The 18,943-nt window shown below is 45.9% G+C and carries 22 protein-coding genes; all 22 read right to left on the bottom strand.

Translation table 11 applies throughout. The features are described from left to right. Positions 1-4 precede the first annotated feature (4 nt). The 22 genes from J7623_RS03500 to J7623_RS03605 all read right to left on the bottom strand — a co-directional run bounded on the left by J7623_RS03500 (position 5) and on the right by J7623_RS03605 (position 18,877). Entirely contained in the window at positions 5-628 is a 624-nt protein-coding gene (locus tag J7623_RS03500) for a hypothetical protein (RefSeq protein WP_291917191.1), read from the bottom strand. After that, positions 606-1,238 carry an outer membrane lipoprotein carrier protein LolA gene (locus tag J7623_RS03505; RefSeq protein ID WP_291917193.1) on the bottom strand — a complete coding sequence of 211 codons (633 nt, stop codon included), beginning with the start codon at positions 1,236-1,238 and terminating at the stop codon, positions 606-608. The genes J7623_RS03500 and J7623_RS03505 overlap by 23 nt, the downstream gene beginning before the upstream one ends. Continuing rightward, the gene (locus J7623_RS03510; protein WP_291917195.1) at positions 1,231-2,010 is read right to left on the bottom strand and encodes a polysaccharide deacetylase family protein; all 780 of its coding nucleotides are present in this window, start codon (positions 2,008-2,010) and stop codon (positions 1,231-1,233) included. The genes J7623_RS03505 and J7623_RS03510 overlap by 8 nt, the downstream gene beginning before the upstream one ends. Beyond that, positions 2,004-3,068, bottom strand: coding sequence for a beta-ketoacyl synthase N-terminal-like domain-containing protein (locus J7623_RS03515; protein WP_291917197.1), 1,065 nt, complete (start codon positions 3,066-3,068; stop codon positions 2,004-2,006). The genes J7623_RS03510 and J7623_RS03515 overlap by 7 nt, the downstream gene beginning before the upstream one ends. Positions 3,069-3,174: 106 nt before the next feature. Next, complete coding sequence (locus J7623_RS03520; RefSeq protein WP_291917199.1) at positions 3,175-4,368, bottom strand: beta-ketoacyl-[acyl-carrier-protein] synthase family protein; 1,194 nt, start codon at positions 4,366-4,368, stop codon at positions 3,175-3,177. Beyond that, positions 4,365-4,631, bottom strand: coding sequence for a phosphopantetheine-binding protein (locus J7623_RS03525; protein ID WP_291917201.1), 267 nt, complete (start codon positions 4,629-4,631; stop codon positions 4,365-4,367). Before J7623_RS03525 ends, J7623_RS03520 begins: the two co-directional genes overlap by 4 nt. 19 nt (positions 4,632-4,650) lie before the next feature. After that, positions 4,651-5,280 carry a beta-ketoacyl synthase N-terminal-like domain-containing protein gene (locus J7623_RS03530; RefSeq protein WP_291917203.1) on the bottom strand — a complete coding sequence of 210 codons (630 nt, stop codon included), beginning with the start codon at positions 5,278-5,280 and terminating at the stop codon, positions 4,651-4,653. Beyond that, positions 5,273-6,529 (bottom strand): NAD(P)/FAD-dependent oxidoreductase, encoded by a 1,257-nt coding sequence (locus J7623_RS03535; protein ID WP_291917205.1) that lies wholly within the window; start codon positions 6,527-6,529, stop codon positions 5,273-5,275. Before J7623_RS03535 ends, J7623_RS03530 begins: the two co-directional genes overlap by 8 nt. Before the next feature lie 45 nt (positions 6,530-6,574). Then, positions 6,575-7,636: a class I SAM-dependent methyltransferase gene (locus tag J7623_RS03540; RefSeq protein WP_291917207.1), complete on the bottom strand. Its 1,062-nt coding sequence runs from the start codon at positions 7,634-7,636 to the stop codon at positions 6,575-6,577. 13 nt (positions 7,637-7,649) lie between these two features. Beyond that, positions 7,650-8,807: a beta-ketoacyl synthase N-terminal-like domain-containing protein gene (locus J7623_RS03545; RefSeq protein WP_291917210.1), complete on the bottom strand. Its 1,158-nt coding sequence runs from the start codon at positions 8,805-8,807 to the stop codon at positions 7,650-7,652. Next, positions 8,804-9,229, bottom strand: a complete 426-nt coding sequence (locus J7623_RS03550) for an acyl-CoA thioesterase (protein WP_291917212.1) — start codon at positions 9,227-9,229, stop codon at positions 8,804-8,806. Before J7623_RS03550 ends, J7623_RS03545 begins: the two co-directional genes overlap by 4 nt. After that, on the bottom strand, positions 9,229-9,975 hold the full coding sequence (locus J7623_RS03555; protein WP_291917214.1) for a hypothetical protein: 747 nt from the start codon (positions 9,973-9,975) through the stop codon (positions 9,229-9,231). Before J7623_RS03555 ends, J7623_RS03550 begins: the two co-directional genes overlap by 1 nt. A gap of 6 nt (positions 9,976-9,981) precedes the next feature. Next, entirely contained in the window at positions 9,982-10,407 is a 426-nt protein-coding gene (locus J7623_RS03560; RefSeq protein ID WP_291917216.1) for a 3-hydroxyacyl-ACP dehydratase, read from the bottom strand. Between the two features lie 75 nt (positions 10,408-10,482). Beyond that, the gene (locus J7623_RS03565) at positions 10,483-11,358 is read right to left on the bottom strand and encodes a lipid A biosynthesis acyltransferase (protein WP_291917217.1); all 876 of its coding nucleotides are present in this window, start codon (positions 11,356-11,358) and stop codon (positions 10,483-10,485) included. Next, positions 11,358-11,615 (bottom strand): phosphopantetheine-binding protein, encoded by a 258-nt coding sequence (locus J7623_RS03570; protein ID WP_291917218.1) that lies wholly within the window; start codon positions 11,613-11,615, stop codon positions 11,358-11,360. The genes J7623_RS03565 and J7623_RS03570 overlap by 1 nt, the downstream gene beginning before the upstream one ends. Positions 11,616-11,709: 94 nt before the next feature. Continuing rightward, a complete protein-coding gene (locus J7623_RS03575; protein ID WP_291917219.1) occupies positions 11,710-12,936 on the bottom strand; it encodes a beta-ketoacyl-[acyl-carrier-protein] synthase family protein in 1,227 nt (408 codons plus the stop codon). A gap of 120 nt (positions 12,937-13,056) precedes the next feature. After that, a complete protein-coding gene (gene fabG, locus J7623_RS03580) occupies positions 13,057-13,785 on the bottom strand; it encodes a 3-oxoacyl-ACP reductase FabG (RefSeq protein ID WP_291917221.1) in 729 nt (242 codons plus the stop codon). Positions 13,786-13,822: 37 nt separating this feature from the next. Beyond that, a complete protein-coding gene (locus J7623_RS03585) occupies positions 13,823-15,358 on the bottom strand; it encodes a histidine ammonia-lyase (RefSeq protein WP_291917223.1) in 1,536 nt (511 codons plus the stop codon). 150 nt (positions 15,359-15,508) lie between these two features. Next, positions 15,509-16,798, bottom strand: coding sequence for a hemolysin family protein (locus J7623_RS03590; protein WP_291917225.1), 1,290 nt, complete (start codon positions 16,796-16,798; stop codon positions 15,509-15,511). 23 nt (positions 16,799-16,821) lie between these two features. Then, positions 16,822-17,556: a ZIP family metal transporter gene (locus J7623_RS03595; RefSeq protein ID WP_291917227.1), complete on the bottom strand. Its 735-nt coding sequence runs from the start codon at positions 17,554-17,556 to the stop codon at positions 16,822-16,824. Further along, on the bottom strand, positions 17,553-18,131 hold the full coding sequence (locus tag J7623_RS03600) for a phosphatase PAP2 family protein (RefSeq protein WP_291917229.1): 579 nt from the start codon (positions 18,129-18,131) through the stop codon (positions 17,553-17,555). The genes J7623_RS03595 and J7623_RS03600 overlap by 4 nt, the downstream gene beginning before the upstream one ends. Before the next feature lie 2 nt (positions 18,132-18,133). Continuing rightward, positions 18,134-18,877: a class I SAM-dependent methyltransferase gene (locus J7623_RS03605; RefSeq protein ID WP_291917230.1), complete on the bottom strand. Its 744-nt coding sequence runs from the start codon at positions 18,875-18,877 to the stop codon at positions 18,134-18,136. Between the last annotated feature and the right edge of the window lie 66 nt (positions 18,878-18,943).

An 18,943-nucleotide genomic window follows, 5' to 3' on the forward strand; every position in this document is an offset into this window, starting at 1 on the left:
TATGTTATTTCTCCACTTTCTGTAAAGAGATATTGAATTTGAAATGTTCATGACGGATATTGATAGTATCCGGTACACCGTTGTTGTAATGCTGCATCCACACGGTTACAGCCGGCTTGCGTTTAGAAGATTTCTCTATGCGTACCAGTTGGGTACAGGCGGTATCGGTAATATAGTAGTTGTTCCCTTTTCCGGTAGGTACTACCACATAACGGTAACGGCTATCCGCTGCCATATGTGCCGCCTGTAAATCAGGGTGCAACAGCACCAGTGCAAAGTCTTGCTTCAGCGTTTTTACCACGGCTTTCTTGTCCATTTTGGCCAGCAGAAAGTGTTTGGTGAAATTGCCCTGTTTATCAAATTCAAAATCAAAGAACTTAAATCCCATTTCGTTGGCAAACACCACGCGGGTGCTGCTGTCCGGCATTTGTTTGAAGAACAGGAGCCCACTCAGGTGATGCTTTAAAATATCGACCTGTGTGCTGTAAAGCGTAGCATTAAACTGCGGGCTGAACTGACGGATACAATTCACATCGCCTGCTACCGGCTTTAACCCCTTATATACCGACCGGCATCCGTTTGTGAACAGGGCAAGCCCCAACAGGCTACTTAGCAGAAAATACCGCATCCAGGATGTTTGTGTTCAATTGTTTATGTAAAAAGCTGATGGTGGTATCATCACCGGAAGATTCAGCCATCGTAATTTTCGATACAGAATAATCCTGTTTATCTACCAGCAGCACAATCGACTTAAAATATTCTTTCATCACTTTATTTACCGGTGTCAGTTCCAAGCGGTAATACTGGGTGTTTTCAGTGGCTTTGGTGGTGAAGTCGGCGTTGTCCAGTACGGTGCCACGTACGCAGTCGACCGTAATTTTATTAATCTGCTCAAACAGCTTATTACTTTTCCCTGATACTTTATTTTCCTTCTGTGCATCTTTAATACGGATATCTTTTCCGTTGATGACCAGCAGGTAGTAAGAAGGCTGGAGATATTCCATTCTTACTTTATTATCTTTCTTAAACCAGAATTTCCCTTTGGACACTATTTTATCCGACAGCATGCTCAGGTTTTTTTCCTGCACAAAATCACATTGGATGCTTTGTGTGTTTTGTGCCGCCTTTGCAAACTGCTGTTTCAGCGGCGTGATGTCTGCCACTGGCTTAAAACCGGTTTGGGCCTGTGCTTGCAGGCTGATAACGGCACACATAAAAATTAATATCCATTTACACATATGCACGCACTTTTAACATTTTATCGATTCTTTCCAATTGATATCCCTGTTGACGGATACCTTGAATGAGCTGTGGTAATATATCGGCGGTTATTTTACGGGTATCATGCAGTAAAATAACAGCGCCGGGTGTAAGCCGTTCCAGTATACGGTTCAGCAGTTCTGTTTCATCTTTGGCAACGGTGTCCAGGGAGCGGATATTCCAGCCTACCGGCAGATAATTACCTGCTTTTACCGCCCTTGCCAGGTTCGGATTGGTAACCCCATAGGGTGGGCGAAACAGCCGCGGCGTAAGGCCGGTAGCGTGTACCGTTACCGCATCCATCTGCTGCATATCCGTGAGCATATTGCCCGATAGTTTCATATCAAACCAGAAATCATGAGAATAAGTATGATTACCGATTACATGACCATCTGCGTATATTCGTTTCAGTAAGTGCTCATTGCCCCTGATATTCTTCCCTATACAAAAAAATGCCGCAGGCACTTCCTGCTGTTGCAGGATATCCAATATTTGCGGGGTATAGATAGCATCAGGTCCGTCATCAAAAGAAAGCGCCACCACTTTTTCTGTAGTATCTGCCTTACACCACACTTTCATAAAAAATCCGGCTTCTATATTCATCGCGCCGTGAATAGTGGGTGGCAGAAAAATAAGCAGTGGCAATCCATATGCCCAGAAGGGAATGGGAAGCGCCAGGTACTTATCCAGGAACAGGAGTACCAGGAGACTAAAGATTGCGGCGATATTTATTACTTTATTGTTTAACATGCCGTGAGCAATACCAATGAGTGGTGTGTTCCCTGATGATGGTTATACACTAATACTTTATTTATTTTTTTCGGCGCCTTTCCATAAAACTCAGCCGCCTCGGGTACCGCTTGTTCTGCAATGATGCCGTTGGCCATCCATACGCCAAAGCCTGCGGCTGTTGGGTATTCGCCACAGAGGTGCTTAAAACAGGCTTCTGCATGGTCCGGGAATAGTGCTGCAGCTACTTCTTCATAAATTTCATCCTGGTCTATGTCTCCGTTTCTGCCGGTAACAATCAGGTCAATATCTGCAGGGGTACAGTAATGCTCTTCCAGGAATTTCATGATATGGCCAATCACTTCTCCTTCCCACAGCGGTTTGTACAAGGTGCTCACACCTGTGAGTTCTGCTACAGTACCGGGATCTTTGGTGATGCCCAGTGTAAAAAAGGCAGCACCTTCGCCGGCAATGGTACCGGTACTGGGACTGTTAAGCACTTCCATTGTTTTCACCGGTGCCTTTTTATACAGACCAAAACGCGATAACAAGGCATGGCTATAGTTGGTAATTTCGTCTACACCACCCGCCAGGATATGTTTGGCGGAGCCTTCTTTCAAAATCATGATGGCATCCTGCAATGCGTTTTCAAATGAAAAGCCGCGATGCACGAATGTATTGTTATAACCATTGCAACTCAGCAGCAGGGCTATTTGTCCGGCTACGGTGTTGTGGGTACTCTGTATAAAAGCAGTAGGTGTCAGCATTTCTTCCTGCTGGTTCACCATCTTTGTTAAAAACACGCCGGTATCATCGAGGCAGCCATAGGCAGTACCCGTGATGATGGCATCCGGAGTAGTAACGCCGGCAGCTTCCAGGCTGAGATTTGCAGCACCTACACCCATTTTCACCACACGGCTCATGCGGCGGATCTGCTTCACATCAATCCATTGTTTATAATCCGGATCTACGGTAGACAGGCGAACCTGCTCGTATTCCCGGGGAGTAGCCAGCAAAGGGCCTCCCTGCGCAGTTTCCTGCGGAGATATACAACCGGTGCCGTTTATGTAGATATTCATGTAGCTATTAGCTTTTAGCGGTTAGCTGTTAGTATTTATGTTCTCCGTAGTGTTTTTGCTTCCGGTATTTCTGAAAGCATACGCTTTTTGCTTTATGCTTTTAGCTTTATGCTCTTGAAAAAATCAGGCTTGAGCAGTTGCCACCAAAACCAAAAGAGTTGGACATTACATGTTGCAGGTCGTGCCCGGCGGAATAACTGGTAGCCGGCGCAAAAGGCAATTCCTTCATCTGGTGTTCAAAGCGTGCGTTGGGATAAATGATGCCTTCCTTTACCGCGAGGGCAGAGAAAACAGCTTCTATTCCACCGCTGGCGCCCAGCGTATGGCCGGTGAACGATTTGGTGGAGCTCATGGCCGGAAAATGTGGCGCAAAGAGCCGGTTGATGGCAATCCCTTCGGATACATCATTATTCTGTGTGCCAGTGCCGTGCAAATTGATATAACCAATTTGCTGTGGTTGCAAACCACTCATATCCAGCGCTCCCTTCATGGCCAGGTAGTTACCCGTTCCATCAGGAGAGGAGGCTGTTTGATGGTATGCGTCGTTGGCGTTGGCAAAGCCACTCAAACGGCACCATGGCTGCAACTGGGCAGCCAGGCTATCTGATACCAGCACCACATAACCCGCACCTTCTCCAAGATTCAACCCGGTACGGGTATCATCAAAAGGGCGGCAAGGCTGCTGATCCAGGATCATCAGTGTATTAAATCCATTCAGTGTAAAGCGGGTGAGTGCATCTGTACCACCGGCAATCACTACATCCACCATGTTATTGCGGATGAGGCGGGAGCCATACATCAGTGCGTTGGCACCGGAAGAGCAGGCCGTACTGATGGTAGACACATGATGCCGGATACCCAGCATATCGGCCACCAGTTCAGTAATGCTGCCGCATTCATGGTGCACTACCTGGTGCAGGCGGCCACCCCGTGGATTAGCGAGGAATTCCGGGAAGAAATCTTCCGTTTTATCCATACCACCAACGGTATTGCCGGAAACAAATCCCACGCGATAGCGGGAGATATCGCCCAATCCGCTGGACTGCCACGCCTCACGGGCGGCAATCATGCTCAGCAAAGCGGTACGACTGATCTGCTCAGGCATGCGGGCCATGTCAGCCAGCGTGGCATTATCTGCCTTCACTTCCGCCACCGGAAAGGTGCCGCGATGTGCAGACGACAGGTATTGCATGGCTGCCATTCCAGGCTGCATATCCCGGAACGATTGCAAACAGGCCTTCAGATCCAGGCCTATACCACTGATCACCCCACCACCTGCTATCCACACCTTTTCACTCATGCCTTTACGGTTTGCTGTGCAGTAATGTATGCTGCCATGGTGCGAACAGACTGGAAGATTTTTGGTCCTTCTTCCGGATTGGCAATGCGGATATTATAATGCTGTTGCAGCAATACAATCAGTTCCAGCGCATCAATAGAATCCAGCCCCAGGCCTTCTTTAGAAAACAGCACCTGGTCGTCGCCGATGCTTTCCGGGGTTATCTCCTGCAAGTTCAATTGTTCAATGATCTGCGCTTTCAGATCCGCCATCAACTTTTCCACTGTAATTTGATTAAAGTTATTAACTGTTTTTCTGTTGATATAATGCCTGCAAAGCTGCAGCCGTTAAGGGCTGCGCTTTGTCATGCGGTGTATTTTCCACGAGGAATAAAACTACCTCGTATTGTTGTTCCATTACCTCTACCCAGCCACAAATGCAGGCCTGCAAAGGTGTAGTAGCCAGCAACTGCGCCGGATAGGTACTCATCAGTGCGGTATCAAAAGTATCTGATACAAAAAAAGTATTCTCTCCTTTAAAACCGTGCCGTATCGCTATTTCCCCCATTACAATGTTAGGCAGCGTATACACGAACAGTGCCGGGCTGGCAAATTCTTTCACCGTGGCGTAATAGCGCAGATCTGTGTCCAGGCTACTGCTGCGGTTAGACAATACCATGCCTACCTGTTCCGGCGACAACTGCGATATTGCCGTGTCTTTCAGTAATACTTCTGCAGCTAACCAGCCTAATTTGCTGAGGGCATCCATTTTATGAAATTTAGGATACTGACCGGAAAAATGGTCGTATCCTGCCCGCAGAAAATCCGGTAACTCCAGCTCCTGCCCTGCTTCCCATATACATTCGCCATTCAGGAATACCTGGTGCTGGCGAATGATACAACTACCTGTAATGTATGCCGACTCCCTATTCAATGGGTGAATTACTTTTTAATTTTTCTGTTAATTCTATTGTTCTGGCCAGCCGCTTTAAAGCGGTGTCATGATTTTTTACATATGGATTGCTCATATCCCACACATAACCAGCCAATACAGAGCAAATTTGTCCTTTAATCAACGGATCTGCATCTTTCTTAAAGAAAATGGTATCCAGGGTACCTTCGTACCAGGCCATTACATAAGAGCGGAAAGTGTTGACGCCCTGCATAGTAGGTTCCATGTATTCTTTCTCCCAGTCTACTGCTTCTCCTTTGAGTTTTTTAATCACCAGTTTGGCGGCTGTTTGTGCCGACACACAGGCCAAAGTTACGCCAGAAGAGAAAATCGGGTCGAGAAATTCTGTTACGTTGCCGGTCAGCACAAATCCATCTCCATAAAATTTATCGGTGGTAGCCGACCAGGACTGTAATATGCGGGGCTCGAATACCAGTTCCACATCGCGGAAACGCTCCCTGGTATAGGGTTCTGCTTCCAGCAAGGCACGATACTTTTCTTCGTCGTTGCCAGGATATTGTTCAAAAAATTCCGGATCTCCTACAAAACCGAGGGAGGTAACACCGGTAGCAAAAGGAATAATCCAGATCCACACACCTTTTTTATGCACTACTGCAGTAATACGGTTAGGTTCATCCGCCATTGAACGGCGTACATCCACCGTGTGGGCAAACAGCGCTTTACGGGGCTGCAAATTGGAGTTTTTCTCCAGGTTAAACAGCCTGGGAATCACCCGGCCATAACCACTGCCATCCACTATAAACCTTGCTTCTATCTCAGATTTGTTGCCGTCCTTATCTTCTACAGTAGTGACAGAATCAGATCCATTAAAGCGTATATCCGTTACCGTTGTTTCGTATGCCACGGGAACGCCCATGCTTTCTACAGTATCGGCTAATGTTTTATCGAAATCGGCACGGGTTACCTGCCATGTCCAGGTCCAACCGGGGGTATATTGCTCCTCGAAAGTGAAATCGCACACGGCGTTGTTTTTCACGAATTTCGCACCGAACTTCTGCTGAAAACCTTTTGCTTTGATGGCATCAATGAAACCCGCTTCCTGTAATGCGTCCATACTGCGGGGCAACAGGCTTTCGCCAATGACAAAACGGGGAAATTTTTGCTTTTCCACGATTTTAACTTTGTATCCTGCCTGATGAATAATAGAAGCAGCTACTGTTCCTGCCGGACCTGCTCCTATTACCAATACATCAACTTGCTCAGTTTTCATAAAAGATCGATTTTTGGGAGTTGTAGATTATATGATTAAAAGCTTTTACTTCTTTTTACATTTCAGCAATGTATAATTCATACCCATCTGGTTATTTTCTTCGATGATCTGTAAACCGGCATCTTCAATGCATTGGAAGAAATCATCGGTATGATACATCTGGCTGTTACCATTGGCCATCGCGGTAAAATAAAGGGACGTCTGCTGCAGGCAGAAAGCGGCAGATTTAAACTGCTGGCGGTTCCAGAAAGGTTCCAGGATATATACAATACCGTCTTCGTTGAGCGCTTCACGGCAACGTTTCAGGATAGATACAATTTCTGCTTCAGAGAAACAGTCGAGGAACTGGCTCATCCAGATGGCATCAAAGCCTTTAGGGAAAGGGATTTCCTCATGCAGGATGTTGGCAATATGAAAATGTACGCGGTTCTCTACACCGGCATCTTTCATTTTTTGTTGCGCCAGGCCGGCCTGACCTGGTAAGTCAAAGATGGTCACTTCTACATCCGGATCTTTGGCGGTGCAGGCAAGCGCCCATTTACCAGTGTTGCCACCGATATCCAGCAGGCGCTTCGGATGTTTTTCAAAAACGATATTCAACGCTTCCGGAGTGGCCAGATCAGAATAGTAGTGGTCGAAGTCGAACCAGCTTTTACCTATTTCCGGTGGTAGTAATGACAAACCGGGATAGATGGTATCCCAGGGACCGAGTTCACGTAACCCCGCCGGTTTCCCTTCTCTCAGGCTTTCCTGCAGGTGGTTCATGCCTTTGTAGCAGATATCCTGTGAAAAGTCCATGTTAATACGGGTGAGCTGATCGTGTAAAATAAAGTAGCCGGTTTTGGTAAGGGTATAGCGTTTATCATTTACGATCACCAGTTCCATTCCTAAACCTGCTTCCAGCAATACTCTTACTGCATAACGCGACATGTTGGTTTGCTCCATGATTTCTTCAATGGTGATACCTGCAGAGCGACTATTACTCACTGCAGTTAAAATACCCATATCACGCAATGCCCTGGTAGCCTGGAAAGCAACGGGGGCAAATGCCAGGCGCAGTGCTGCTTCTTTTGCTTCCAGTGCTGTTTTTGTTTCTTTATTAAACACGACAATAACTTGTTTAGCTGTTAAGATTAAAGACCATGGCTGCATTACATCCACCAAAACCTGATACTGTTTTCAGTAAGTGGGCAGATGGCATATGCAGCAGGGTGTTATTCACATTAACCGGCATACTGACGCCGGAGTTTTCATATCCTTTTGTTGGCAATATTACGCCGGCTTTCATCGCCTGCATGCTGATGATGGCTTCAATGAGTCCGGCGGCACCAAGGGTGTGGCCGTAATATCCTTTGAGGCTATTCACCGGCGTGTGCTGTAAACCGGCATGATGCAATGCTTTTGCTTCCATTTCATCGTTATACAGGGTAGCCGTACCGTGGGCCGATACAAATCCGATGTCGGCGTTGGTCAAACCGCTTCCTTTTATGGCCAGTTGCATCACTGCAGCCAGTTCTTCACCGGTACGGGAAGGTCCTGAAATATGATTGGCATCGTTGCTGATGGCACCGGCGCCCAATGAAAACGCAGCGTTGTGGTGGTGGTTGCTGAGAACAACCGTGGCAGCGCCTTCTCCCAGTGTGACCCCACTACGGTTGACATCGAAGGGTTTGCAGGGTTGGGAACTAACTGCCTGGAACGACTGGAACCCGGATAATACAAAGCGGGTCAGTACATCTGCACCGGTGACTACCACATGGTCGTAGCGTCCGGATTCAATGAGTCGTTTACCGGTTAAAATCGCCACCAGTCCGGAGATACAGGCACTGCTGATCACCAGGGGCTGGTTAGCGGCATTGAAATGAGCGGCTACTTTTACAGCAGTAGCATACAATTGCATGTCGGCCAGTGGTAGCGATGCTCCTGCCGGCTGTTGTTCCAGCAAGGCTATATTTCCTTTGGTAGTGGATACCAGCAGGCCGGTACGACTATCTGTCAAAGAAATACCGGTTTGTTGCAGGGCATCCTGGATGGATGCGACCAGTAATTTTTCAAATGTCGTATACCCGGTTACGTTATACGCAGCGGTATAGGTATCCAGCTGGCCAGGAGCCATCATAGCGCCGTAAAACGCAGCAGCGGCATAAGCTGCATCATCATGCAGTCTTATGCCACTGTTGCCTTGTAACACCTGGTCAAAATTTTCCCGGGTAGTACCGCCTAAAGGCCCCACAATATTATCCGCTACTACATATACCTGTTGCATATTACCCATCATGATACCAATCCGTTAGCTTTTTTCCACTCCGTGAAAAAAGGAGGGGTGATCAGTTGCAGTGAAGAAGTTTCTTTATCCAGGAATACCTGAACGGAAGAGCCTTTTGCCACTATTTCACCCGTTGCCGGATTGGTAAGAATGTATTCAAATTTTATTTTGGCGGCCATATCATCCACATACCTGGTTTCTACTACTACCCTATCGCCGTAACGCAGGGAGCGTTTGTAATCGCATTGTATGTTTACAACCGGTACCGTATATCCTTGTTCAAAAATATCCAGGTAACGTAAGCCGTATTTTTCACCGAAAGCTTCCCTACCGTCTTCGAAATACTGCACATAATGCCCGTGCCATACTATTCCCAGCGGATCTGCCTCATTAAACCTGATCAGTATGTTGGTGCATGTAGTGAGTGTTGTCATTATCCTTTCTTCTTAGCTGGTTTCTTTGTTTCTTTAGCGGCTACGCCGGTTTTAGCTTCTTTCTTTACTTCTACAGGCTTTTCTTCTTCTGCGTCTTTAGCATCCGCATATTTAGTTTTCAGCTTGCTGTAGTCATCGTTTACGTCGTCGAGTACATCTTTAAAGGTAGCCATCCAGTAATTGCGCCATCCGAAGGAAATTTTGTTGGCTTTACCTACATAACGTTCTGTCATCAACACGTTTTTACGATCCATGTCGATCAGGGTTATCCACATGGCCGCGCTTTTGGCAGTTTTGTTCAGTGCTTCTACTACGATTAAGAAGCCAATACCATGTTTGCCGGATAAATCGTAGCCTTTTACCAATTTGGTGATATCTTCAGCTTTCAGTCTTTCAAAATCAGCAGATTCATCAGACTTAAGCGTTTCCGGGTTAATAGCTTCATTACGTTTATTCACTACCGTGATACTGGTATTATACTTATCACGATGAAAAGCGCCCGGGATATCATATTTCTTCTGTTCGTTCACGATGGCCTGATTAATAGCGGTCAGGTCATGGCTCACGATGGCATCCGTTTTAGCTGCGGCATCGCCAATCAGCCTGGCCTGGGTAAAGTCCGCTCCCAGGTAGGTAAACGATGAGTCTTTATTTTCCAGAAAGTTTTTCAGTTTCTGCGCATGGGCTTCCGTTGCGAACATGCTTAAAACCATCAGGGGAAGGACGATAAATTTTCTACAGTTCATGTTAATTTATATTATGGGATTGATAAAGATTTTCATTTCACATTGTGCCATGATACGGCCTTCAAACATCACTTTGCCAGTTACCATGGTAGCATTAAATACTTCACCACCTATTTCCGTGGTGGTTTCAATCATTTGTCCTGCTGGCGGGAGTTCCAGGATTTCCAGGTCTTTCACAGCGCCAATAAATCCCAGGGGAACAGGGCTGTTTTCCTGTTTGGCGATATAGCCAACGCGGGCCGCAGCGGTTTGCGCGATATTTTCCATCAGACCGGGAGCCGTGAGTACACCATTTTCCACAAAAATATTATCCGGAGCAATATGAAGACCCGTGCGGGTTAGCGGACCATTGACTTCCAGGATTCCACTAATCATCACAATAGGCGTACGCTGCGGTATATATGCGGTTATATCATCGGTATGAATAAACATCTGCACAAGTTATTATTAAATATGAAACACGAAATAAATAGAATTATACGAAATTATGAACAGTAAAAACACGGATTATTCCCAAAAATCGTAATAATTAAACCATTGTACAGGATAGCGCTGTACTTTTTCTTCCACCTCACGCACAAAATCCTGGAGCGAACTTTCCACTCCCTGGTTGCGGCGACCGTGATATTGCCGGGGCTCGGTGGCGTAAAAATGGTAATGGGTTGTGGACTCTTTGAAGGCAAACACTACAGAAACCGGTACCCGGAAGGTAGCGGCCAATAGGAAAGGGCCTACAGGAAAACGGGCATCCTGGCCTAAAAAAGACGTGGTAGTCGTTTTATTGCCGGGCAGAAAACGATCGGCGTGCATGCATACCATTTCCTGGTTATTCAGCGCTTCATTAATAGCGTAGATATGTGACAGGTCGTCTTTAATGACGATTATATTCATGTTGCGGTCGCCGGTAACGCCAGACAGGTAATCCTTGATCCGTTGGTGTTCGCCATCAAACATTACGATATTAATACGGGTTTGCAGGCGTTTAAACAGGTGTCCGGCTACTTCCCAGTTGCCCAGGTGGGCACTCAGCAAGATGCCGCCTTTACCACCGGCAATCATTTCACGCAGGTAGTGTTCACCCTCAAATTCAAAGGTGAATTTATTACGGATACCGGCCATTACCACTACCTTGTCGATCAGGGTTTGCCCAAACACATGGTAATTACGATAAAGGCTCAATAGCGTGCGCCACCTGCCGTATCCAATTTTTGTACGGAAATATTCGTAGAGAGGTTTTGAGGAACTCCAGGAAAATGCGAAGAAATAGAAAGCCACGAACCTGAGCAACAGATATGCCGGCATTACTCCTCCATGCTTCAGCAGGAAAACAAAACAACTATATCCAAACTTGCTTCCTTTTGACTTTCCTTGCCAGGAGGGCATTACACCAGTTCTTTTTGTTGAACACGCGCAGCTACGTAATCGTAGAAGTCCTGGAAAGTGATGATAGCCTGGAAGTCTTCCGGATTAACTTTAAACCCGAAGTTATCTTCTATTACTACCACCATATCGATATAGTCCAGACTGTCAAGATCCAGTGTGGATTTCATATTTGCTTCGGGCTTGATTAACTCAGGGGTCGCTTCAAACTCCTCCACCAGAAACGTATTTGTAACAGCTATTATCTTATTAATGTCCATAAAGTGCGAAATCAGATATAGGTTCGTTTTAAAATTTGGTTTTACATCTTAGTTGGTCTAACGATCCTGATCCAGGTGCCAAAGTTAAGAATATTTACTGTCCGTTCCACCTCCTTACAATAAGAGATGAGTTTGTACCTCCAAAACCGAAAGAGTTCGACAAAAATATATTAAAATTTTTATTAATCGTACTGGTTACAATATTCAGCCTGGCAGCATCTTCATCGGGGTTATCCAGGTTGATGTTGGGAGCAATAAAGCCGTCCTGCATCATGAGCATGGAATAAACAATTTCGCTGGCGCCTGCCATCCAGCATTCGTGGCCGGTCATAGATTTTGTGGAGCTCACATAGGGTCTGGACGCGCCAAATACTTCATGAATCGCTTTGGCTTCGCTGGCATCCCCTGCCACTGTGGAGGTGGCGTGTGCATTGATATATTCGATATCGCCGGGTTGCAATCCGGCGTCTTTGAGGGCTATTTCCAGTGACCGAACAGGGCCGTCTACCGTTGGGTTGGAGATGTGCGCGCCATTGGAAGAGAAACCATATCCCAGTACTTCTCCTAAAATGGTGGCTCCCCTGCGTTGGGCTGATTCCAGGCTTTCGAGGATCACGGTAGCTGCGCCACCGCTGGGCACGAGGCCGTCACGATCACGGTCAAATGGTCTTGATGCTTTTGTAGGATCATTTTCCCGGATAGAAAATGCCGCAATAGCATCAAAGTTTCCCATCGCATACACATTTACTTCCTGGGCGCCACCGCAGATCACAGCATCCTGCATCCCGTTGCGGATAAACATATATCCCATACCAATGGCATGAGAACCGCTGGCACAGGCCGCACTCACAGAAAAGTTCACCCCCCGGAGCTTGAAAATGGTGGCCAGGTTCATATTCACGGTAGAGTTCATGGTCTGAAAAACAGAACCGGAACCTACCAGCATCGTATCTTTTTTAGCCCGCATAATGTCATTGGCTTCCACCACTGGTTTTGCAGAGCTGTCGTTACCATATAAAAGCCCGATGGGCGTAGCATCGATGTATTCCGGTGTGATGCCTGACTGTGCCAGGGCTTCACGGGTGGCCATATAGGCAAACTCGGCCTGCTCAGGCATCATGAGCCTGGCCCGGCGGTCTAATACCCCCTTGAGCTCAGGTCTTTCTATAAAACCGGTTAATCCTGACCGGTAACCAAAAGTTTTTCTCTCCGGATCCAGCACAATGCCAGATTTGCCCTGATACAATGAATCTCTGACTTCCTGCATATCTTTTCCAATGCAAGAGTAGATTCCCATTCCAGTGATCACTACTCTATTCATAAGCTTGTAGCTTTTGTTAGCTATTAGCTATTAGCAGTTAGCTATCAGCAAATGCAGCGAAGGTGGTCATATGTTGGTCTTCGGTGCATTTACTGATAGCTAACTGCTAATAACTAACAGCTAAGTATGCAATCCTCCATTAATATTCAATACCTCTCCCGTAATATAACCCGCTGCCCGGGAAGCAAGGAAGGCAACGGCTTCCGCCACCTCTTCCGGGGTACCAAAACGATTCATCGGTACCTGTGCAGCCAGTTCTTTTTCATTGAGTTCGGCTGTCATATCTGTTTTAATAAATCCCGGCGCAATCGCATTTACGGTAACGCCTCTCTTGGCTACTTCCTGTGCCAGGGCTTTGGTAGCGCCAATTACGCCTGCTTTGGCAGCAGAATAATTGGTTTGACCCGGCAACCCTTTAATACCAGATAAAGATACCATGTTGATAATACGTCCATAACGTTTTAATAACATGCTATTCAACACCTGCTTGGTAACATTAAAGAAGCCATTCAAACTGATGTTCAATACATTTCCCCACTGCGCTTCATTCATCCAGAACATCAGGGAATCTTCGCGAATACCTGCATTATTCACCAGGACTTCTATCTGCTGATCTTTATTATTTTCAACCCATCCGCCGAGCACCTGCTGTACTTCTGCGGCATCTCCCACATTAAATGGTAACAGTTCACCGGTACCACCTTTGGCTTTTATCGCCTCCAGCGTTTCCAGTGCGGCCGCTTCATTGCCTTTGTAGTTGATGAGGATGTGATAACCTGCTTCGGCCATTTTTATACAAACTGCCCTACCTATTCCCCTGGACCCACCTGTTACTAATGCACATTTCATTGAATTACGAATTACGGTTTACAAATACAGACCTGTTTTAAAATGCTATGGGCATATTGTTTTTCAGGTAAGTCTGAATTTTCTGCAGGTCTTTATAACGGGGGCTATCCTCAATAAATTTAGGGAATATCGCCCTTACTTCCCCGTATACTTTATGAGAGAAGCCCGCCAAACGATCCTGGCAATTCAGGTAGTCTACCGCCTGTAACATCGTCATTACCTGTATAGCCAATACCTGGAAGGTATTTTCTATCACCTTGCTGGTCATGATAGCCGCATTACATCCCATGCTCACAATATCCTGGTTGTCATTGTTATTCGGAATACTATGCACATACATTGGGAATGATAATGTCTGGTTCTCCGCCACTGTTGATGTAGCTGTAAACTGAACGCCCTGCATTCCAAAATTGAAGCCAAGTTTTCCCAGGTTCATAAACGGCGGGAACTTGTGATTCAATTTATCATTTAACAGGTAGTTCAATTGTCTTTCCGCCAGCATAGATAGTTTGGTAATGGCAATTTTTATTTTGTCCATTTCCAGTGAGACATAATCACCATGGAAGTTTCCGCCATGGAAAACATTTTCCAGGTGATGATCTACTACCGGGTTGTCGCTTACAGAATTCAATTCCTGTACTACCAGTTTTTCTGCCTGTGCCAGCGTATCATATACGGGACCCAGGATCTGTGGTACGCAGCGCAGGGAATAATATTCCTGTACTTTATCTTTAAAAATTTCTTCTTCCAGTTCTTTATATAAGTGATCCGGACGATGGCGCACCATTTTGCTGCCCGTCAGGATTTCACGCATTTTAGCTGCAATCTGCTGTTGTCCTTCATGCTTTTTCACGGCATTGAGTTCTGCAGAAAGATGGTCATCGAAAGCTTCTACTATTTCATTGATCATGGCAGACAATACCACAGACCATCCCAGCAGTTTTTTCGCTTCAATAAGGTTCACCAGGCCTACACCGGTCATGGCAGACGTACCATTGATAATGGCCAGTCCTTCTCTCACATGGATACCGATCGGCTTTAGATTCAGTTTGGCAAATACTTCTGCGGTAGGTTGAAATTTATCTTCATACCATACTTCTCCTTCACCAATCAACACCAGCGCCAGGTGAGCCAACTGTACAAGATCACCGCTGGCACCCACGCCACCATGTTCAAACACACAAGGATATACGTTTTTATTAATCAGGTCTTTCAGCAGGTGCACTACTTCCGGATGAACACCGGAATGGGCCTGCATAAAGCTGCTCAAACGGGCAATCATCAAAGCCTTGGTATGCAAAGGCGACATACATTTACCGGTGCCGGAGCTATGGCTGCGGATCAGGTTAAACTGCAACTGGAAGGTATCTTCATCACTGATACGATACTGGGCCATCGGACCAAAACCAGTATTAATACCATATATCAGTTTCTTTGCGGAAAATTTCTCAAGGAATAGAAAACTAGCTTCCACCTGCTGCAGCGCTGCTGTTTCCAATGTCAGCTCTTCGCCGCCCAAAAGAACCCTGTTCACTTCATCCAGCGACAGTGCCTTACTTCCTATTGCAACCATTTTATCTTAAATTAAATTATTTGTATATGTAAAAAAGTGCTCAAAATTAGTATAAAGCTAGATTTATCCAAATAAATAACAACGTTACTGCACGAATTACGGGTAATTACGCATGCGGTCATTACGGTTTTCTTTTGGGGGTGTGTAGCTCTATTCTTCCTCCTGTGGTGTTGGCGGTGTGACCAGTACTTTATCTATACGATGTGCATCCATGTCCACTATTTCAAATGTAAAGTCGCGCCAGATGAACTTCTCACCGGTTTGAGGAATATGTTCCAGGTGATGAAGAATGAAACCGGCCAGGGTATCAAAATCCTGCTCAAATTCGGTCATCCAGTCTTCTTTATCAAATTCTTCCAGGAAATCATAAAATGGGATCTGGGCATCTACCAGCCAGGTACCATCTTCTCTCAGCACCATTTCATAATCATCACTTTCGGCAGTTTCCGGCATGTCTCCTACAATCGCTTCCAGGATATCATTCAGGGTAATCATTCCCAGGAAAGTACCATACTCATCCACAATAAATGCAGCATGGAAATGGGTTTCCTTAAACTTCTCAAGTACCTGGTAAGCGGTGTTATTCTCCGGAACAAAAAGCGGTTTACGGATAATATCTGCCAGGGCCACTGATTTACCAGCCACTGAATACAAATCCTTGATGGTGATCACTCCCTTGATACTGTCTATTTGTCCGTCGCAAACGGGGTACACCGAATGCAAACTATCATGCACCTTCTGGTGATAGTTGTCGGTCAGTTCGTTGATATCCAGCCAGGTTATATCATTGCGGTAAGTCATCAACGACGTGATGTTACGATCGCCGAGGTGAAATACTCTTTCGATGATTTCCTGCTCTGTTTCTTCAATGGCGCCGGAATTGGTGCCTTCGTTGATAATCGCTTTGATTTCTTCTTCCGTTACGTGCGACTCCCCTGATTTCAGGTTGAGTAGTTTTACCAATACCGTTGTGGAGGCGGACAATAACCAGATAAAAGGAAAGGTAAGCCAGGAAATCACCTGCATAGGCTTTGCCATAATTTTGGCAATCGCTTCTGGTTTAGCCAGACCAATACGTTTAGGTACCAGTTCACCGAGTACCATAGAGAAATAAGTAATAGCCACTACAATGATAGCAGTAGCTACAATGCTGCTATACGGTTGTATAACAGGAAATGTATTGAGCCAGGCCATCACATCCGTTTTGATGTTTTCGCCTGAATAAATACCCGTTAAAATACCAATCAGGGTAATACCGATTTGCACGGTAGAAAGAAAGGTGTCCGGATTATTGGCCAGCTTCAGTGCGGCTTTTGCTTTTTCATCCCCCTTATTGGCCTGGTTTTCCAAACGGATCTTCCGGGCTGAGACCATTGCAATCTCGGACATCGAGAACAGGCCATTCAATAAAATAAGGATGAGGATAATGACGACTTCCATATATAAAGCCTAAAAATAAAAAATTATTCAAATATCAGGGTAAGAAATGCCAAAAGCAGCCCCAGTGCAATTGCTATCACCTTTTTCCTGCTGAGTTCATGATGTTTGGTGCCGCTTTCATAAAAAATAGTAGTAGAAATATGTAAAAATGCGCCCACTACCAGCGCTACCACGTACAACAGGTAATGCTGTACAATTTCAAAACGGGTGCCCAGCCATCCTGCCAGGATAGCCGCCAATGGCGTTACCAGTGCAAAAAACACCAGTATCTGCCAGAGTTGCGACCGCTTTTTATGCGCATGCATCATCACCGTAATCAATGTTAATGCTTCCGGTATTTTATGCGCCGCCACACCCGCCATCAGTGAAGGGAGTGCTGACTGATCATCATATTTGAAGCCGAGTGGAATCCCTTCCATGAACGCATGGATGGAAAGCCCCAGCAGCAACGGTGCTACAGCAATATGATGGTGATGTTGCTCCGTAGCTACATGTGTATGGCCATGTTCCATGCCATGCGACAATTGCTGCAGGAATACCTGCAGGAAAAATCCGGCCACGATGTATACACCTGCCTGATGCCCCAGCTCATGGTATACTTCCGGCAGGAGGTGCATAATGATCACCCCAAACAGGAAGGCCCCTGTAAAGGCCAGCAGGTAAATAGAGAAATTGGCATGAATACGCTTTACGGTCATGGGTATGATACCACCCACCATAGTCGCTGCCAGTATTAATATCAGATAGTTCCAGTTCATGATGTGAGTTCAGGCTCCAGCCTTATGCGGCGTTGAAAGAAACTACCGCTGAGCAGGCCGATTAACATACCGATCAACGCACCACCCAGTACGTCCAGCGGATAGTGTACCCCTACGTATATCTGTGCATAACCGATAATAGCGGCCCATGCAAAGAATAACCAGGCATACCGGCGAAATGCTGATTTTAAAGTTATGAAACAAAAGGTAGCCAGCGCAAAATGATTGGCGGCATGGTTGGAAGTAAAGCTACCGCTCATGGGACAGTATACTACCAGCACGCGCGCATAATGCGACACCACCGGATCCCGGCAGGGTCGCACCCTTCCGATCGCTTCTTTCAGAAACAGGCTGCTTTGATCTGCCACACCAAAACATAACAGGAAGAAAAGGATCCAGAACAATCCTTTCCAGCCATAGTTAATAGTGACAAACAGCCCGAGAAAAAGGTATAAAGGCGCCCACACATATGGTTCCCGCACAAAAGGCAGTACTACATCGAGGAAAGCATTATGCCACTGGGCGTTTATATGAAGAAATAACCTGAGATCTTCCTTTAGTATCGATTCAAGCATGGCTATGATTTTGTAGCAATGAGAATCAGCCGTGGCGAACGCTGCTCATCATAACTGTTAAAGTGATAGTCGCCGAATATTTCTGTTATTTTAAGCCCCTGTTTGGCAAACATCTTCTCAAAATCCTCCCTGGTAAAGGCATTTACGCTTTCTGTATAAGTAGCGCGACGCATTTTTTCTTTATCGAGGATACCGATTTGCTTTCTGAATTTATGGTCATTCACTTCCCGGTGGATGTCGAACACTACCTGTTCCTTCTCTTTCACTTCATTATGTACCAGGTGTGCAGCTACATAAATACTATTGAGATAGTCCAGCACCAGTTTGCCTCCTGGCTTCAGGGCATTGGCGAGGGTGCGTAATGCGTTGTCGTTATCGCGTTGTGATTCGAAGTAACCAAAGCTGGTGAAGAAATTGAACACCACATCAAAATAATTTACCCGGAAAGGTAAACGCATATCGTGTTGAAAAAAGCTCAGGTGATCGTTTTCCAGTTTTTTAGCGGCGTTAATACTTTCAATGGAAAGATCTATACCAGTGGCATAATATCCTTTATCAGCCAGGTATTTGGCATGTCGTCCCCTGCCACAGGCTACATCCAGCATTTCAGCATCGGGAGCCGGTTGCAGGTAAGCCAGCAATTTATCGATAAAAGCAGCAGCTTCCCGATCATCGCGGTTATTGTACAACAAATGATAGTAAGGAGAATTAAACCAATCCTTAAACCAAAGCTTATCTATTTCCATAAAGCATTTAGCTATTGGCTGCCAACTGTTAGTTTATAGCTATTGGCGTTTCAACATCAGATTAAG

The organism is Chitinophaga sp. (assembly GCF_017745275.1).
Taxonomy (GTDB): Bacteria; Bacteroidota; Bacteroidia; order Chitinophagales; family Chitinophagaceae; genus Chitinophaga.

Bases quoted from the DNA above. Each gene is read 5' to 3' on its own strand.
- J7623_RS03565 (WP_291917217.1), bottom strand. From the start codon at position 11,358: ATGCCCTCCTGGCAAGGAAAGTCAAAAGGAAGCAAGTTTGGATATAGT.
- J7623_RS03560 (WP_291917216.1), bottom strand. From the start codon at position 10,407: ATGTTTATTCATACCGATGATATAACCGCATATATACCGCAGCGTACG.
- J7623_RS03600 (WP_291917229.1), bottom strand. From the start codon at position 18,131: ATGCTTGAATCGATACTAAAGGAAGATCTCAGGTTATTTCTTCATATA.
- J7623_RS03555 (WP_291917214.1), bottom strand. From the start codon at position 9,975: ATGAACTGTAGAAAATTTATCGTCCTTCCCCTGATGGTTTTAAGCATG.
- J7623_RS03520 (WP_291917199.1), bottom strand. From the start codon at position 4,368: ATGAGTGAAAAGGTGTGGATAGCAGGTGGTGGGGTGATCAGTGGTATA.
- J7623_RS03550 (WP_291917212.1), bottom strand. From the start codon at position 9,229: ATGACAACACTCACTACATGCACCAACATACTGATCAGGTTTAATGAG.
- J7623_RS03505 (WP_291917193.1), bottom strand. From the start codon at position 1,238: ATGTGTAAATGGATATTAATTTTTATGTGTGCCGTTATCAGCCTGCAA.
- J7623_RS03595 (WP_291917227.1), bottom strand. From the start codon at position 17,556: ATGAACTGGAACTATCTGATATTAATACTGGCAGCGACTATGGTGGGT.
- J7623_RS03515 (WP_291917197.1), bottom strand. From the start codon at position 3,068: ATGAATATCTACATAAACGGCACCGGTTGTATATCTCCGCAGGAAACT.
- J7623_RS03545 (WP_291917210.1), bottom strand. From the start codon at position 8,807: ATGATGGGTAATATGCAACAGGTATATGTAGTAGCGGATAATATTGTG.
- J7623_RS03535 (WP_291917205.1), bottom strand. From the start codon at position 6,529: ATGAAAACTGAGCAAGTTGATGTATTGGTAATAGGAGCAGGTCCGGCA.
- J7623_RS03510 (WP_291917195.1), bottom strand. From the start codon at position 2,010: ATGTTAAACAATAAAGTAATAAATATCGCCGCAATCTTTAGTCTCCTG.
- J7623_RS03585 (WP_291917223.1), bottom strand. From the start codon at position 15,358: ATGGTTGCAATAGGAAGTAAGGCACTGTCGCTGGATGAAGTGAACAGG.
- J7623_RS03575 (WP_291917219.1), bottom strand. From the start codon at position 12,936: ATGAATAGAGTAGTGATCACTGGAATGGGAATCTACTCTTGCATTGGA.
- J7623_RS03500 (WP_291917191.1), bottom strand. From the start codon at position 628: ATGCGGTATTTTCTGCTAAGTAGCCTGTTGGGGCTTGCCCTGTTCACA.
- J7623_RS03590 (WP_291917225.1), bottom strand. From the start codon at position 16,798: ATGGAAGTCGTCATTATCCTCATCCTTATTTTATTGAATGGCCTGTTC.
- J7623_RS03605 (WP_291917230.1), bottom strand. From the start codon at position 18,877: ATGGAAATAGATAAGCTTTGGTTTAAGGATTGGTTTAATTCTCCTTAC.
- J7623_RS03570 (WP_291917218.1), bottom strand. From the start codon at position 11,615: ATGGACATTAATAAGATAATAGCTGTTACAAATACGTTTCTGGTGGAG.
- fabG (WP_291917221.1), bottom strand. From the start codon at position 13,785: ATGAAATGTGCATTAGTAACAGGTGGGTCCAGGGGAATAGGTAGGGCA.